A 17,649-nucleotide genomic window follows, 5' to 3' on the forward strand; every position below is an offset into this window, starting at 1 on the left:
CTTGGCGTTTCTGAGAACATTGGGCAATAGCCATAAAGTTGCACTTATCGACGTTATGAACCAATTTGATAACAAAGTTTATAAAAACGCACACTAAAGAGCCTCAGCAAACGGTTGCCACCTGCCAATACAAAATAACTACAAAATAATCACCGTCATAACAAAACACCTAACTAAATGATTTTATTATGCTAAATATCAATATCACTTGGCTAGCTGTAAAAATACGACAATTCGCCTCTTGACTCTCACATTTACATCACCATAATACGCGCCGTTTGCCTAAAATCTGGTAAATGGTGTATTTAAATTTAGATAATTGTGAGGTAAGAGATGTCTGCGGATAACAACTACAGTCTAGGTCCGGTTCCACAATCGGCTAGAAAGGGAGTCGCTTCATTAACCATGGTGATGTTAGGACTGACTTTCTTCTCCGCAAGTATGTGGACAGGTGGTTCACTCGGTACTGGTCTCTCCTTTAATGATTTCTTCCTCGCTGTTCTCATTGGTAACCTCATCCTCGGTATTTACACTTCTTTTCTTGGTTACATCGGCTCTTCCACTGGCCTCTCTACTCACCTCCTAGCTCGTTTCTCTTTTGGCTCTAAAGGCTCTTGGCTTCCTTCTGTCCTTCTTGGCGGCACTCAAGTAGGTTGGTTTGGAGTCGGTGTGGCTATGTTTGCCATCCCCGTACAGAAAGCGACAGGTATCGATACCAATACGCTAATCATTGTTAGCGGCTTGTTGATGACGGCAACGGTCTACTTCGGTATTTCTGCGTTAATGGTACTGTCTGCTATCGCCGTTCCTGCTATTGCCCTCCTTGGTGGTTATTCTGTTTTGACTGCGGTCGACAGCGTGGGCGGTATTGGTGAACTTCAAAAGATTCAACCTGCAGAACCTCTTGATTTCTCAATTGCACTAGCAATGGTCGTTGGCTCATTCGTAAGCGCTGGTACACTAACGGCGGACTTTGTTCGTTTCGGTCGTAATCCAAAAGGTGCTGTATTCATTACAATGGTGGCTTTCTTTATCGGTAACTCACTGATGTTCATCTTTGGTGCAGCAGGCGCATCGGTGACGGGACAATCCGATATCTCTGAAGTGATGATTGCTCAAGGTCTATTGCTTCCAGCCATCATCGTACTAGGTCTGAACATTTGGACGACTAATGACAACGCACTTTACGCATCAGGTCTTGGCTTCTCGAACGTGACAGGCTTGCCAAGTAAGTATCTGTCTATGGCGAATGGTCTGGTTGGCACACTATGTGCCCTTTGGCTCTATAACAATTTTGTTGGTTGGTTAACCTTCCTATCGCTTGCTATCCCACCTATCGGCGGCGTAATCATCGCGGATTTCATTACAAACAGAAAACGTTACGCAAATTTTGAAACTGCGAAATTCCAAACTGTGAACTGGGCAGGTATCATTGCAGTAGGTCTTGGCGTAGCAGCAGGTAATTTTCTACCAGGTGTAGTACCAGTTAATGCTGTACTTGGCGGTGCCATCAGCTACGTCATATTAGACCGCCTTATCAACAAGAAAGCGGCGCAACTTAAACAAGCAGACGCTTAATAATTAGGAATTTTGTGTTATGTCATCTTTGCTCATTCAAAATGCTTCAATCAATATGAAAGAAGGTCTTTATGACCTTTTGATTGAAGACGGCGTTTTCAAGGCGATTGAACCTGCTGGCTCAAAAACGCTGACTGCGGACAAACACATTGACGCGACCGGTCATCTGGCGACAGCGCCATTTTGTGAACCTCACATTCATTTAGATACGACTCAAACTGCCGGAGAGCCTAGTTGGAACATCTCGGGAACCTTGTTTGAAGGGATTGAACGTTGGGCAGAACGCAAAGCACTCCTGTCTATTGAAGACGTTAAGCAGCGTGCCAAACAAACTTTAAAGTGGCAGATTGCCAACGGTATTCAGCACGTTCGTACTCACGTTGATGTGTCTGACCCAACACTAACCGCGCTTAAAGCGATGGTGGAAGTTCGTGAAGAAATGAAGCAGTGGGTTGATATCCAGATCGTTGCTTTTCCGCAGGAAGGTATTTTGTCTTACCCGAATGGCAAAGAGCTCCTTGAAGAAGCGGTACAGCTTGGTGCGGATGTTATCGGTGCGATTCCACATTTCGAATTTACTCGCGAGTACGGCGTTGAATCACTTCATTACGTCTTTGAATTGGCGCGTAAATACGACCGCTTGATTGACGTTCACTGCGATGAAATTGATGATGAACAATCTCGCTTTGTGGAAACTCTTGCGGCGCTCGCTCATAAATATGAAATGGGCGACAAAGTGACAGCAAGTCACACCACCGCAATGGGTTCTTATAACGGCGCGTACGCATCTCGCTTGTTCCGTCTGCTGAAGATGTCAGGCATTAGCTTTGTCGCAAACCCACTGGTTAACATTCATTTACAAGGTCGTTTCGACGATTACCCTAAGCGTCGCGGTGTAACACGAGTAAAAGAAATGTTGGCTGCAAACATCAACGTCTGTTTTGGGCATGATGATGTTTTTGATCCTTGGTACCCATTGGGTACTGCCAACATGCTTCAAGTCTTGCACATGGGGCTACATGTATGTCAGGTGATGGGCTACGATCAAATCAATCAGTCACTTGACTTGATCAGTACTAATTCAGCTAAAGCACTGAATATCCAAAACAAGCACGGTTTGGAAGTGGGCAAAGCAGGTAGCTTGCTATTGCTGCCAGCGGAAAATGGCTTTGACGCTGTCCGTCGCCAAGTACCCGTCAGCTACTCTATTCGTAACGGTTCTATTATCGCTCAAACGAAGCCAGCCGAGACTCAAATCCACCTCGAGTCCTCTGAAAACGTTACGTTTAAACGCTAATCATCATCTCAAAAGAGCAAGTCACGAATGGCTTGCTCTTTTTGTAACTAATTCATAAGAAATTCATTTAATCCTTTGCTAGGTGTGTTACACTGCTTGCGCTCTGGTGTTCAGAGTTATTTAAAGTAAGAGTAAAAGAGTACGAGAAGTATTGTCAGATAATTTCCCTTGCGGGTATTTGTCATTCGTTTTTCCCATTTACGGCTTGATTAAATAAACGGAAACACAAAGCGAGATCGCCGAAAGGCAAATTTTAATCTTAAAAGTAAGGGACATAACATGTCTAACACAAATACTGGCACAGTAAAATGGTTTAACGAAGAGAAAGGCTACGGCTTCATCGCTCAAGAGAACGGTCCAGACGTATTCGTTCACTTCCGCGCTATCTCTGGCGAAGGTTTCAAAACTCTAAAAGAAGGCCAAGCGGTTTCTTTTGGTGTTGAGCAAGGCCAAAAAGGTCCTCAAGCTGTTAACGTTATTCCTCAATAATAACGACAGTTAAAGAATTTCTAAAAGGCTTCGAGTAATCGAAGCCTTTTTTGTATCTGCAAACATAACTACCCACCTCTCTTTTCCAACGCTTTTCTAACACTGCTACATTAGGCTACTAAACTCATCATCTTTACGATATCTCCTGTCACTCACCGTGACATAGGCTGTCTCTCCGAGGCTCTAAATCAGGAGAGTCAGTCATCCAATCTTATGGATTTCCACGCAGGGATGCGATTTCGTCAGTTGGTATTTTCTAGCTGTATTTTTGACATTTTTGGAATCGTAAAGACAATGAAAAAACTACTCGCATCTGCACTAATCGTGGCTTCTTCCTCTACTATCGCAGCAGGTATGGACGACGTTAATTTTAACATTTTGGCAGGTTACGACCGCAATGCACCTACGGTAGCGTTTGAAGTTGATTATGCAAACATTCTACTGGGTACTCAGCTACACGCTGAGCAAAACTCAAACGTAGCCGATTTAACATCAAAAAACGCAATAGCTCTAGGCACCGTAGAACGCAATAATTTCTCATTCTATTCAGGTTATCGCTTTGACATGGGGCTTAGCCTTAAAGCAGGTGTCACCTTTAATAGTCTTAAGTTCGACCATGTTGCAAGTGAGATCGGTTCTTTTAGCAACCGTAAAGTGCTGCCATTTTTAGGTGCTGGATATGAATTCAAAAACGGCCTCAATCTTAACCTGCACGGTACTATCGGCAAAAATGACAAACTAGATGTTGGCAGTGCAGGCGAACTGTCTATCGAGGATAAAGCCAACATCAGCTTCTTAGTCGGATACCGTTTCTAAAACCTTGTAACTAGAAGCTCACAGTAATGTCATCATTCGAAACAAGACATATGAAAACACTGAAATTAACAATGCTAGTCATTGGCGCTTCACTATTATCAGGCTGTTCCGTCTACAACGCGGTGGAAGCAGGACAACTGCAAGCGGACTACGACCTAATCTTAAGAAATAGCGCCATTTATAATTCTGATAATGGTAGCCAATACAGTATTCCTGTGCCTCATAATGAAAGCAGGAACAAAATGCTGGTTTGTTATAACCAAAGCGGTATCTTCAGTGCCTCCGATTCTGGGGAGTTACGAGAAGTGGCCAATGAATGGCTAAGCAAAAATAAGCCGGGAAAGCTCGCTGGCGACGAACTAAACCGTTCTGGCGTTTGGGATTCTAGAACCTGTTATGAGTTCGACATTGTGGATATTCAACCGATTGGTGCGTATCTCGATGAAGAAACCGGGGAAGTCGTTATCGTCGGTGAAAGTCACGGATAAGCAATATATAAGAGCCTAGATGTAGGCTCTTTTTACTTTATTCATACCACGACTCTGGGATCGGGTCATCGTACAAAAAGACATCTTGGTTTCGCTTTAAGAACGCTTGCACTATATCTGCCATTCCTTTCGCGCTGGCTAAAAACGATCTTGCCTCGCCAATAGTCCCCCAATGGCCGATACCTTGTTTAACAAATGGACGCTCAAGCTTGTCATAGTTTTCATGAATGCTACCAAACGGACTTTTATGGCGACGCAGAATCGTCTCAATAGCCTCATCACCTTTAATGATCGTGATGGCTTCTGACTCAGAATCGATACGGTTAGGAGTCGCACTCCACTCCTCCACACCATGTATGTATGTGTTACGAGTTAAAGGACACCCTAGAAAGAGAATCTGCGCATCAACGTCATAGAGTTTTCCCCAAGCGCCATGTCGAGGGCATGGAGACGTCAATGTTTCTTCGCCAGCAATAAACTGCTCGGCATTTTTCCCCAACGCGGCCATAGAGTGAGTAGGATGGAGCGAACGAAGCACGCCCTCTCTTTGCCTAAACATCTCACCAAGGATACCGACGCAAGAGGGTTCTGTTTTAGGGTCGTAAATACCATTAGCAAGATTGTGCTTATCCCAACTGTGCGTGGGTAGCAATAACAGCCCTTCCGACATAAACTCACTCAAAGCATCCAGTACTGTGTCAGCCCCACCCTCAACGTCTCCTATGGCTTTCATGGAGGAATGTACGAGCAACGTTCCATTTGGATTGATGCCGATATCTTGAAAATCGCTAATTAATCTCTGTTTCGTGATCATTTTTTTGTTGGTTTTCGTTGTTTCGAAAGATACTGACAAAAAACGCAGTAAATAACCGTTAACCAGACGTGTATTCTGGTAAATTTACAGAGATATGACGAAAAAAGCCGGAGCAAAAAACTCCGGCTTAGCAAAAACTAGAGACCTTAGAAGAAACCTAACGGACTAGTCGAATAACTCACCAACAAATTCTTGGTGTTTTGATAATGGTCGAGAGCCAGTTTATGAGTTTCTCGTCCAATGCCCGACTTCTTGTAACCACCAAATGCAGCGTGTGCTGGATATGCATGGTAGCAGTTAACCCACACTCGTCCTGCTTGAATTTCACGTCCCATGCGATACGCTAAGTTGCCATTACGAGTCCAAACCCCTGCGCCTAGACCATACTCAGTATCGTTAGCAATTCGCAGGGCATCGGCTTCGTCTTTAAAGGTGGTAATCGCGATAACAGGGCCAAAAATCTCTTCTTGGAATACACGCATTTTGTTGTTACCTGCAAGCATGGTTGGCTGAATGTAATAGCCGTCTTGTAAGTCACCTTCTTGCTTGTTCATGTCGCCGCCAATGATCACTTTTGCACCTTCTTGACGGCCTATTTCCAGATAGCTCATGATCTTATCAAACTGCTCTTGTGACGCTTGAGCACCGACTTGCGTGGTCACATCCAGTGGATTTCCTTGCTTTATGGTTGCTGAGCGCTCCTCAAGCTTGGCGATAAATTTGTCATAAATAGACTCTTGAACCAATACTCGGGATGGGCAAGTACATACTTCACCTTGGTTAAAGAAAGCTAATAGTGTCCCCTCAATGCACTTATCTAAGAAGTCATCATCCTTATCAAAGATATCTTCGAAATACACATTCGGAGACTTACCTCCAAGTTCAACCGTCGAAGGTATTAAACTTTCCGCTGCGCATTTCAATATATGGTGGCCAATTTCCGTCGAACCAGTAAACGCTAGTTTATTAATACGCTCGCTAGTTGCTAACGCTTGACCGGCCTCTGCCCCATAGCCGTTGACAATATTGACCACTCCAGCAGGAATCAAGTGACCGATTTTTTCCATAAGCATTAAGATAGATGCTGGCGTTTGCTCCGCAGGCTTGAGTACCACACAGCACCCTGCTGCTAATGCTGGCGCCAGTTTCCATGCTGCCATCAGCATTGGAAAGTTCCATGGAATGATTTGACCAACAACACCCACAGGTTCTGGGAAATGATAGCTTGCTGTGTTGGCATCAATATCCGCCGCAGATCCCTCCTGCGCACGAATACAACCAGCGAAATAACGGAAGTGATCCACGGCTAAAGGAAGGTCTGCTGCTAATGTTTCACGCACAGGTTTGCCATTTTCCCACGTCTCTGCGACAGCCAGTTCCTCAAGGTGTTGCTCTATCGTGTCAGCGATTTTGAGCAGGACGTTTGCTCGCTCAGTCACACTAGTTTTGCCCCAAGCTTCGCGTGCAGCATGGGCAGCATCGAGGGCCAAACTAATATCATCGGCATCTGAGCGAGGGACTTCGCAAAACGCTTTGCCATTAACTGGAGATGTATTTTCGAAATACTTACCGTTTACTGGTGCTACCCACTCTCCACCAATATAGTTTTCATATCGTTGCTTGTAGTTAACTACTGCGTTTTCCGTTCCTGGCTGAGCGTAAATCATAGCTTATCCTTTTGTTATTTAATCGAATGTTAGCAGCGTCGTATGCAAAAAAGTCATGCCTTATGTGTCATACGACATCGTGATAAACGCAACAATTACGCCAATCTAACAAAAGAGATGTTATAATTTTGTAAATTTATGATTAATATAATTTAAACGTAATTTGTATTTGTCCTTCTATTGTTGATGCTCAAATGGCCGTTGTTCCGTTATGTAGCATGATGTCACAGTGAACTGCTACAAAATGGAACACTCATGTTAATTAGCCATACAACTAACGAAAAGGCGTGGATCAAGGACTCTTGGAAACGCAGTATTCAAGCTGGTTTGAGTAGCCGCCATCTGCCCGAAGATCATCGACTTAGTAACGTCGAAGTTACTGAACGAATCGATAAGCATCAAACGTTAATAAATGTCATTGAAAAACATGCATACCCACTTTTTTGTCAGATATTTTCTCGTACAGATAGCCGACTTATCTTAGCGGATACCAACGGTGCAATAGTAAAGACGTGGGGACAAAAGCGATTTCGCGAGAAACTCACGGAAATAGCACTCGATCAAGGAGTGCTTTGGGATGAGGGACTGAAAGGTACAAACGCGATAGGAACAGCCTTGGTAGAAAAACGTCCAGTCTCCATCATAGGTGGAGAACACTTTATTAGGCATCATCATTTCATTAGTTGTACTGCCAGCCCGATCTTTTCACCCGCCGGAGAACTCATTGCTATATTGGACGTGACCAGTGAATATCAAACCCATAACGATGCCACTAGGGTACTTATTCAGAACATGGTCCAAAACATAGAGAGCGAACTACTCAACTTTATTCCCGATGCAGCATTAAAAATACGCCTTGGTCATGATAGTTCTGTTCTTAATAGTGGTTGGCAAGGAATCGTTGTCACCGATAAAAATGGGCAAGTGCTGGCTCAAAATGCTATTGCCTCCAGTGTACTAGCTAATCAGCTTAAACCGGGTGATCCTATTGAGTCTGTTATTGGCTCACTGACACTTGATCGTATCCGTAAAACAGACCAGTTTTATTATCAAGTTGAGTCTGTTAAACCTCTGCGTCACCTTCCTAAGAGTAAATCAAAAGCCGAGTCTTCAAGCTGCCCATTACACCAAGGAGATAGTTGTGTTGAAAAAGCTTGGCAACAAGCTACAAAAGTCATGTCAAAACGTATCGGCTTGGTAATTTCAGGAGAAACCGGAACCGGGAAAAATGAATTTGTAAAAGCATTGCATAAACAAAGTTCACTTGCCGAAAGACCTCTTATTGCTATCAACTGTGGAGCGCTGCCAAAGGACCTTATTGAGTCCGAGTTATTTGGTTATGCTCCAGGAGCTTTTACAGGCGCTCACCCTAAGGGGTTCGAAGGTCGATTTAGGCAAGCCAATGGCGGTATTTTGTTTCTCGACGAAATTGCAGACCTTCCCCTTAACGCTCAATCTCGCCTCTTACATGTACTGCAAGAGAAAATTGTTGCACCCATTGGAGCCAATCGCAGCTATCCTGTTGATGTCTACGTCATCGTTGCTAGCCACAAGAACCTGACTGATATGGTCGCTAAAGGGGAGTTCAGAGAAGACCTATGGTATCGACTTGAAGGACTGAGTATCACTTTACCAAGCGTTCGTGAAAGAGAAGACACTCAACAGCTGATTGAGTCAACGTTTACGCAGGAGTCCAATAAACAGCGTCTCTCAGATGACGTTATTGACCTCATGCTTAAGTATGATTGGCCGGGAAACCTTCGAGAAGTGCACTCTACCTGCCGTTTGATCGCCGCTCTATGTGATAATCCCATCGTCAATCTAGATGATCTTCCAGAAAACATAATCCGTAAGCTCACCACTACACGAACTGCTACTCTCGAACAAGATAACGACTTACAATCGACCATTGACAATAAGCTATTGAAAACTATCGAAGAAACAAACGGAAATGTGAGCTTGGCATCGCGAATATTAGGCGTGAGTAGAAACACTGTTTATCGAAAATTGAGGAAGCTCGGGATAGACAAAATTTCCTAATCGTTTCGAGAAAAACCTTTTGTTAGACATTAAACCCAATATATCCGTTAATGCGCACGACTCTTGAGTACCCTGCTCCACAACATTGGCATTCAAGAAGCTGTTCGTGACCATCATGGAAGATCATCACGAGGTTTGATTTTTCAGGTTAACGCTAATTCCCAATCATCAAATCGAGCGAAAATTCGAAAAAGAAAAAGATTAGTACCAGCCTGAGCGCATGATAAGTGAGACATGCCGTGACTAATACTTCCAAACTTGACCGCATCCGCGCCGACTACAACGTACAACACTGGAGCCAAAATTTCTTTGGCATCAATGATAGCGGCGACGTAACTGTTTCTCCCCGTAAAGACGGTCAACACCATGTTCCATTAACTCGTATTGCACAAGCACTTGAAGAAAAAGGCTTAACCTTGCCTGCCTTAGTGCGTTTTCCGCAAATCATCCATCAACGAGTTCATGGTATCTGCGACGCGTTTAACCAAGCGATCAATGATTACGGATATAACAACGAATATCTATTAGTTTACCCAATTAAAGTAAACCAACAAAAAGACGTAGTAGAACAAATTCTTGCTAGCCAAGCAGAAGCAGAAACGAAACAGCTTGGCCTTGAAGCAGGAAGCAAACCTGAGTTAATGGCAGTACTGGCCATGGCTCAACGTGCGAGCTCAGTGATTGTTTGTAATGGCTACAAAGACAGAGAATACGTACGTCTTGCACTGATTGGCGAAAAGCTTGGCCACAAAGTGTTCATCGTTCTTGAGAAGCTATCCGAGCTGGATATCGTTCTTAAGGAAGCAAAAGCACTAAACGTTAAACCTCGTGTCGGTTTACGTATTCGCCTAGCATCACAAGGTGCAGGTAAGTGGCAAGCAAGCGGCGGTGAAAAGTCGAAATTTGGTTTGTCAGCGTCTCAAGTGCTACAAGTCGTTGAAAGATTGAAAGCTGAAGACCAGCTAGAAATGCTTCAGTTAGTTCACTTCCATCTAGGTTCGCAGATGGCCAACATCCGTGATGTACGCAATGGTGTGAACGAGGCTGCACGTTTCTACTGTGAGCTTCGCAAAATGTCAGTGCCTATTGCTTACTTCGACGTTGGGGGCGGCCTAGCCGTTGATTACGATGGTACACGTAGCCAATCAAGCAGTTCCATGAACTACGGCTTGGCGGAGTACGCTCGCAACATCGTAAGTACCGTAGGTGATGTGTGTGCTCTTTATGAAGAAAGCGCGCCAGTGATCATTTCAGAATCTGGTCGCTCACTCACTGCACACCACGCTGTATTGATTACCAATGTAATAGGTACGGAAAGCTATAATGTGGAAACGGTTGATGCACCGAGCGAAGACGCACCACTGCTGCTGCAAAATATGTGGCAGAACTGGCAAAACCTAAGAGCAGGCACCGATGCACGTGCACTTATCGAGATTTACAACGATACTCAAAGTGACCTGAGCGAAGCTCAAACACTCTTCACTTCTGGTGTCGTGGATTTGCATCAGCGTGCTTGGGTTGAGCAATTAAGCTTAAGCATTTATGGCGAGCTACATAAACAAATGGACAACAAGAATCGTTTCCACAGACCGATTCTTGACGAACTAAGCGAGCGTTTGGCTGACAAGTTCTTCGTGAACTTCTCGCTATTCCAGTCGCTTCCTGATGCTTGGGGAATTGACCAAGTATTCCCAGTGCTACCACTATCTGGTTTAGGAAGTGAAGAGCAGACTCGTGCTGTTATGCTAGACATCACATGTGACTCTGATGGTGCAGTTGACCAATATGTTGATGGTCAAGGTATTGAGTCAACACTACCAGTGCCAGCTTGGAACAAAGACCAACCATACTTAATGGGCTTTTTCCTAGTAGGCGCATACCAAGAGATCTTGGGTGATATGCATAACCTGTTTGGCGATACGCACAGCGCGGTAGTTAACGTCACTGATAATGGCGATTTCGAGTTTGCTGCTATCGACCTTGGCGATACCGTTGAAGATATGATGCGTTACGTGCACATTGACGTAGAAGCGATCAAAAACAATTACAAAGAGCTTGTTGAGAAACACATCGAAGCCGATGAACAGGCCTTAATTTTAGAAGAATTAGAATACGGCCTAACAGGCTATACCTATTTAGAGGATTTTTAAATGAATGATTTGTTTACTAAAACTGATTATTCACTGTATTCAAACGCGATGACATTTGTTCGTCGTCCATACGTGAAAAATCCAGTTTCTACTGACGCAGATGTGGTTGTTTTGGGTGTTCCACTCGACATGGCGACCTCTGGTCGCCCTGGCGCTCGTTTAGGGCCAGACGCCATTCGCCGAGCATCAGTCAATCTTGCGTGGGAAGGAAAGAAGTTTCCTTGGGATTTTAACGTATTCGACAAAACAAAAGTTATCGACTCTGGCGACCTAGTTTTCGACTGTGGTGACGCAGAAGATTTTACTTATCGCTTAGAAGCAGCGACTAGCGAAATTCTAAAGAGTGGTAAGACTATGCTTGCATTGGGTGGTGATCACTTCATCACACTGCCGATCTTGCGCGCATACGCTAAACACCACGGTGAAATAGCGCTAATCCATTTCGACGCACATACAGACACTTATGCTAATGGCAGTAGTTACGACCACGGTACCATGTTCTACCATGCGCCAAAAGAAGGGTTAATCTCAGCCAAGCATTCGGTCCAAATAGGCATTCGTACTGAGTATGATTACGATGACCATGGTTTTAAAGTCATCAACGCAATGCAAGCGAATGACCAGAGTGTTGACGAAATTGTTAGCCAGATCCGTGAAACTATCGCTGACAAACCAGTATATATCACGTTTGATATCGACTGCTTGGATCCCGCTTTCGCACCAGGAACGGGAACGCCTGTTTGCGGCGGACTAAACTCAGATAAAGTGCTTAAGATCATCCGCGCTTTGGCTGGTATCAACGTGGTAGGTATGGATGTGGTAGAAGTCTCACCTCCTTACGACCAAAGCGAACTGACTGCTCTCGCTGGTGCAACCATAGCGCTAGAGCTGCTTTATGTTTGGGCGAGTAGACCGACTCAAGATTAAACATAAAAAACAGCAAGGCTTACTGGCCTTGCTGCTTTTCTAATCCAACCACATTTTCGCCAGCGTCGGTACCCCCATACCATTGATCTCAACCCCAGATAAGTTGTGTGACGTCTTAAAGATCATGTCATCTCGCCATAATGGGCAATAGTAGAACTGTTGAATAAGCCAGTTTTCAGCTTTGTGCATCTTTAATAGGAAGTCGTCACTAGTTTCACTCTCTTCTAGCCACTCATCTAGAAAGCGGGTCATGTTTTTCTGGTTCTCCACAGAGAGACACCTTCGGAAAACATCAGAAGTTAAGAGCCATTCGTAGTACTGAAATGCTTGGTCCTCACTAAACACATAACAGTCAAAAGAGATATCAACGCTGTAATTATGTGCTTCATCTTTATCTACCACGACCCAAGATTCAGACGCGACATCGATTTGCTCTAGCACTTTCAAAAGCAGGCTGCGATGTACGTGCCTGACTTCAATAACCACAGGTCTTCGAGGTAATGCAGATGTTGTCGTAAAGAAGTACAGTCCTTCCTTTTGATGACATCGCATTATGCTGTTTGCCTGACACATATTCATTTCAACCGATCTGAACTGATTCACGATCCAATGTCGTTCTTCAGACGATAACATGTTGTTATGATGAATGAACTGAAGTACTAAACCACCATCTTGCTCAGCTACTTGGCTATCTTCATCATTGCTATGTGATAACTCTCTTAGTTCTTGAAAGTGGGCAGTTGTGGGAGAAGAATCCGCTTCCCAAAATTCGACTTGATCTATCAAGCCACCGAGTGCGAAATATCTGTGGTTTTTAGTAAAACTCCAGTGAAAAGTCTTAAACATACCAACAGAGTAAGGCCCCGTTCCGTTAGGAAAACTTGGTTGTTCGGTATCAAAGATACCTGAATGGACGTCCGCTAAAAGGTGAACAAATACAGGGTCATGTTGACGTAGTTTTATGTGAACCCATTGTCCCTCAATAGTGATGCTCTCTAAATGCCTGAATAGCATTTTGTAGCTATGCTCACAAGTATGCCTGATTAACAGATTGTCCTTCACCCTATCTGCCGTTAGTCTTTGATTATCATGAAAAAAGACGTCATTTCTTAATCGGAAGCTCAGTTGATTATCTTGATAGCTGAAATGGTGGGCAAGGTGCGGAATGACACGCTGAGTGACAGTATCAAATCTTAACAATGTATCAAATACGCCCTCAAGTAGCATGATAGAGCGAGACGAACGAGCATGCATCGGTCGCCATTCAGGAAGTGGGAATGGAGTCGCATAGATCAACGTATTTTGCTTTCTTAGCTCACTTTCTGCATCTTGTAACCAATTAGAAAGGTTGGCTTTAAAGTCAATCTGGTAATCAAAATGTTCCGCTAATTCAAACGCTGTTTGGACCTGTCCTGCACCAACTAAAGCTCTCAGCTGATTTAGGATAACTGCCTTAAAGTCAACAAGTAATGTAACTTTGGACAAGTTACCTCGCCCTCTCCCTGCTTTCCAATCTAGCCACCCACGCTCCATCAAAGTGCCCATCAGCTTGCTGACATTACGTTCGGAACACGACAGATTTTCCGCAAGTTCTCCTATCGTAACAGGATGAATGGTTCCGACTGAATACAGCTGATTGAGCTGTTGGAGCCTTCTAAGTTGCGTTATCGAGTAAAAAGGTGAACTTCCCATAATCATCTCTTCATTCTTTGTTCGTCAATTAGTTTACATAATAACCACACACTCAACCCGGAGGTCAATATGTATCCTGTATATTATCCAACACACACTGTAAGGGCCGAACGCCAAGATTACCGCTATGCCGCCAAAGCGACCGAACCTAAGCTGCTGAGCATTTTGTTTATATTTCTTCAACTCATTCTTGTTCTGTAAGCGATTAGGGAGAAGCCGATACCATGAGAGCAAACTCACATTTTGCAGATAGAAAAAAGCCTCGATACTGTTGCCAGCATCGAGGCTTCTAGAAAATACCTATTTACCACATCAAGTCATCAGGCACCACATACTGTGCATATGGATCATCCTCTTCAAGGACTTCCTCTTTCGATTCATTCTCGATGATAGTTTCTGAATCACGTTCCATGATCTTCTTGGCAACGATACTTGGAATAACCGTATAAGTGTCTTCTTGTCGTGCTATAGAAAGTATTCCTTTGCTAAGCTGATCTCTGACTTCTTGAGTCACATATATAGACTTCACAAGCGTGCCGTCAGTGAAATTGTATTTAATGTCACCGTCACGTTGCTCAATAGCATTTAGTGTGACCAATTGTTTAACTTGAGCCTTAATCTCTTTGCTCAACTTCTCTTCGTCACGTTGTTTGTTTAACGCTTGATCTCGTTCTTTTTGAGCCGCTTTGTTCTCTTCAACAGCTGCTTTTGCTTCACGCGCTTGAACACGAGATTTTTTAGAGCCTTTTTTGGCTTTCTTCAGTTTTTTTTCGTTTACAAGGCCAGCTTTCAACATCTGTTCTTGTAGGCTTAGTTTCGACATGGGATGTAGACCTGAATCAATTTACCTATTGCCTTAATGTTCCCAAGAAATTCGCGCGAGAGCAAGTGCTACGCTGTTATCTCAAAATAAAAATCTCCTACATCAAATCAGAGATCACGTTGGTATTTAAACACTTTGAGACTTACGCAGGATTGCTATATGTTAGTGCTTAGAAAATAACAAAAAATTAACGATTTTATGCTGCTCGACATCACTCAATTAGCCACCTTATTTGTTGCCGGTATTCTCGGCGGTATTCTCAACTCCATTGCTGGAGGGGGAAGTTTTATTACTTTCCCTGCCCTACTTCTTGCTGGTGTCCCCCCAATTACTGCCAATGCCACCAACACATTCGCTGCATGTGCTGGTTATATAAGTGGCACCTACGCTTTCAGACGTGAAATTGTCAGAGACAGGGCAAACCTTGCCAAGATCATTGTACTAAGCCTTTTTGGCGGCATTACTGGTAGCTTCCTTTTGATCCAAGTCTCTGAGCAACAGTTTGTTACCGCGGTGCCGTGGCTTCTTTTAGTCGCTACCTTGTTGTTCTTATTTGGCGACATCATCAATAACCACCTCAAAAAAGTGAGCAGTCACGCTAAGCTTGGCTTGTTAATATCGCTGATGCTTTCATTGTTCCTAATTGGGGTAGGTGTATTTGGCGGATTCTTCAATGCGGGTTTAGGGGTTATCGGGCTGAGTTATTTAGCGGTCGCAGGCTATCGCGATATCAATCTAATGAACGGACTCAAACTGCTAATTTCTACCTGTGTGTCAGCTATTGCCATCGTACTTTTTATCTTCAACGGATTGATTGATTGGCAATCAGGCATTGCTGTCATGCTGGGCACATTAACGGGCGGTTACTTTGCTGCTGATTTATCACGAAAAGTACCCCAATCTTACGTTCGTGGCTTTGTTGCGCTGAGCTCAATTGCCATCACCTGCTACTTTTTCTACGACATATATCTATAACCAGTGGGAATAATCAATATAACTTATATAACCCTCTGACCTATCAATGACAAAGTGATGACCGGACGGTAATCAACTCGGTGTGTGGATATGTTACTGATACTTCCTACCCTTAATAGTAAATGTATCCAAAAACACCGAGGCCCTCATGTCAGTACGCTACGCGGTTCTGTTATCGCTTGTTTCATCGGCGGCTTTTGCACAGCCAAGCCCTTTCCCGACCATTCCCAATGATACTGGGAAAGAGTTTATGGTCAGTGCTACCAATCCTTACGTCACAAGCACTGGCTACACCATTCTCAAGCAAGGTGGAAATGCTATTGATGCTATGGTGGCTATGCAAATGGTTATGTCGGTTGTTGAGCCGGACATGACTGGTATTGGCGGTGGTACCTTCGCCTTATATTACGACAATGAAACCAAAAGCTTTACCGCCTACGATGGACGAGATGCCGCTCCAGCGAGTGCAACGCCCGACATGTTTCTCGATGACAACAGCAAGGCAATAAGCCGAAACGACATATTGGGACCTCGCTCCGTCGCAATACCAGGGACCCTTAAGCTCCTCTACGAAACACATCAAAAGCATGGCAAGTTAGGGTGGGCACAGTTGGTCCAGCCAGCTATAGATTATGCTGAAAACGGCTACGCTATGAACAGCTATACCTATGACATTGTCGTGCGTGAAAGTGAACGTTTAGTCAATGACCCGGAGATAAAAGCGCTGTACTGGAAAGGAGAGACGATTCGGCCAACTGGTACCAAAATGACCAACCCTAAAATGGCGAAAACACTTAAAATGATCGCCCAACAAGGCGATAGCTATCTCTATCAGGGGCCATTGGCAGAGCGTATTGTTGAGACGGTCAACGCACAGCTAAAAGACGGACAAGCCAAACTCACTCTAAAGGATTTTACCGATTATCGAATGAAGCAACGCGATATCATCCGCTCAAATTACCGAGGCAATCAAATCGTCTCATTCGGTTACCCTGCTTCCGGCGGTGTCCTTGTTTCTCAGTCACTTGACATGCTCGAGAAGTATGATATCTCCAACATGACGTACACCAGCGCCGAACCTTGGCGACTAATGGTAGAAGCGATGAGACTCGCTAAGGAAGATCGTATCGCATACGCAGGCGATCCTAGCTACGTTGATACACCCGTCAAAGAACTGCTTGCGGAAGACTATATCGATGATCGCTATGAGCTCATTCCTGAGCAAGGGGCAGGTAATAAGAAATCGATAAAACCAGGATTGCCTCCGGCTAAGACGCCAGCCAATCACGAGGGTTTTGAGAGTCAAGACACTGGACATATTTCTATCATCGATGCACAAGGTAACGCGGTAGCCATGACGAGTACCGTCGGAACGGGAATGGGCTCCGGCGTTATGGTCGATGGCGTTTTACTTAATGCTCAGATGGCAAACTTCTCTTCAATTCCGAGTATCAAGGGTAAGCCAGTTCAAAACTCTATCGAACCAGGTAAGCGACCACGTTCTGCCATAACGCCACTAATGATGATGGATGACAAAGGCCAGTTGCGTTTGGTAGTTGGCAGTCCGGGTAGTTCTCAGATTCCGGGGTATGTGCTAAAAACCATCGTTGGTATTGTTGATTGGAATCTTCCAGCTCAAGATGCTATCGATCTGCCCAATATTCAGTACGGGACAAAAATCGACCGTACCAAGCCATATAACCCTACAGGTCTATTGGTCGAAAAGCGCACATTTGCAGAGTCTATGGTGCCGGAGTTTGCCGAAATGGGCTACAAAGTTCACGTCATCCCTGTGGTAAGTGGGCTCAACGCAATTGAAATTAAAGATGGCGAGTTACATGGTGCCACTGATCGTCGCCGAGCCTCGACTTCGTTAGGTGATTAAAATCATTG

At 44.3% G+C, this 17,649-nt stretch carries 14 protein-coding genes; 10 read left to right on the top strand and 4 right to left on the bottom strand.

The genetic code is table 11. The features are described from left to right. Positions 1-333: 333 nt before the first annotated feature. The 5 genes from codB to VME0621_RS03590 all read left to right on the top strand — a co-directional run bounded on the left by codB (position 334) and on the right by VME0621_RS03590 (position 4,668). Entirely contained in the window at positions 334-1,578 is a 1,245-nt protein-coding gene (gene codB / locus VME0621_RS03570; RefSeq protein WP_038226363.1) for a cytosine permease, read from the top strand. 19 nt (positions 1,579-1,597) lie between these two features. Beyond that, the gene (locus tag VME0621_RS03575) at positions 1,598-2,875 is read left to right on the top strand and encodes a cytosine deaminase (protein ID WP_062455746.1); all 1,278 of its coding nucleotides are present in this window, start codon (positions 1,598-1,600) and stop codon (positions 2,873-2,875) included. Positions 2,876-3,154: 279 nt separating this feature from the next. Next, complete coding sequence (locus VME0621_RS03580; RefSeq protein ID WP_006069145.1) at positions 3,155-3,364, top strand: cold-shock protein; 210 nt, start codon at positions 3,155-3,157, stop codon at positions 3,362-3,364. Between the two features lie 294 nt (positions 3,365-3,658). After that, on the top strand, positions 3,659-4,180 hold the full coding sequence (locus VME0621_RS03585) for a hypothetical protein (RefSeq protein WP_156750257.1): 522 nt from the start codon (positions 3,659-3,661) through the stop codon (positions 4,178-4,180). A gap of 50 nt (positions 4,181-4,230) precedes the next feature. Continuing rightward, the gene (locus VME0621_RS03590) at positions 4,231-4,668 is read left to right on the top strand and encodes a hypothetical protein (RefSeq protein WP_106008751.1); all 438 of its coding nucleotides are present in this window, start codon (positions 4,231-4,233) and stop codon (positions 4,666-4,668) included. A 37-nt stretch (positions 4,669-4,705) separates the two neighbouring features. Here the strand turns inward: VME0621_RS03590 and VME0621_RS03595 are convergent, their stop codons facing one another. Both VME0621_RS03595 and exaC read right to left on the bottom strand, forming a co-directional pair. Next, entirely contained in the window at positions 4,706-5,482 is a 777-nt protein-coding gene (locus VME0621_RS03595) for an AAC(3) family N-acetyltransferase (protein WP_065311647.1), read from the bottom strand. Between the two features lie 146 nt (positions 5,483-5,628). Further along, the gene (exaC, locus tag VME0621_RS03600) at positions 5,629-7,149 is read right to left on the bottom strand and encodes an acetaldehyde dehydrogenase ExaC (RefSeq protein WP_006069149.1); all 1,521 of its coding nucleotides are present in this window, start codon (positions 7,147-7,149) and stop codon (positions 5,629-5,631) included. Positions 7,150-7,404: 255 nt separating this feature from the next. On the opposite strand from exaC, the gene VME0621_RS03605 reads away from it, so the two are divergent. From VME0621_RS03605 to speB, 3 genes are all read left to right on the top strand, one after another. Then, a complete protein-coding gene (locus tag VME0621_RS03605; RefSeq protein ID WP_062455759.1) occupies positions 7,405-9,189 on the top strand; it encodes a sigma-54-dependent Fis family transcriptional regulator in 1,785 nt (594 codons plus the stop codon). A 239-nt stretch (positions 9,190-9,428) separates the two neighbouring features. Next, complete coding sequence (gene speA / locus VME0621_RS03610) at positions 9,429-11,339, top strand: biosynthetic arginine decarboxylase (protein ID WP_038226350.1); 1,911 nt, start codon at positions 9,429-9,431, stop codon at positions 11,337-11,339. Further along, positions 11,340-12,266 carry an agmatinase gene (gene speB, locus VME0621_RS03615; protein ID WP_062455761.1) on the top strand — a complete coding sequence of 309 codons (927 nt, stop codon included), beginning with the start codon at positions 11,340-11,342 and terminating at the stop codon, positions 12,264-12,266. A 39-nt stretch (positions 12,267-12,305) separates the two neighbouring features. On the opposite strand, the gene VME0621_RS03620 is transcribed toward speB, so the two are convergent. Further along, positions 12,306-13,958, bottom strand: coding sequence for an SgrR family transcriptional regulator (locus tag VME0621_RS03620; protein WP_065311662.1), 1,653 nt, complete (start codon positions 13,956-13,958; stop codon positions 12,306-12,308). A gap of 304 nt (positions 13,959-14,262) precedes the next feature. Beyond that, positions 14,263-14,781: a DUF2058 domain-containing protein gene (locus VME0621_RS03625; RefSeq protein ID WP_038226344.1), complete on the bottom strand. Its 519-nt coding sequence runs from the start codon at positions 14,779-14,781 to the stop codon at positions 14,263-14,265. 198 nt (positions 14,782-14,979) lie between these two features. On the opposite strand from VME0621_RS03625, the gene VME0621_RS03630 reads away from it, so the two are divergent. Then, positions 14,980-15,756, top strand: coding sequence for a sulfite exporter TauE/SafE family protein (locus VME0621_RS03630; protein WP_038226342.1), 777 nt, complete (start codon positions 14,980-14,982; stop codon positions 15,754-15,756). A 148-nt stretch (positions 15,757-15,904) separates the two neighbouring features. Then, positions 15,905-17,641, top strand: a complete 1,737-nt coding sequence (ggt, locus tag VME0621_RS03635; protein WP_062455767.1) for a gamma-glutamyltransferase — start codon at positions 15,905-15,907, stop codon at positions 17,639-17,641. Positions 17,642-17,649: the final 8 nt, after the last annotated feature.

The sequence above is a fragment of the Vibrio mediterranei genome (assembly GCF_900088415.1).
Taxonomy (GTDB): Bacteria; Pseudomonadota; Gammaproteobacteria; order Enterobacterales; family Vibrionaceae; genus Vibrio; species Vibrio mediterranei.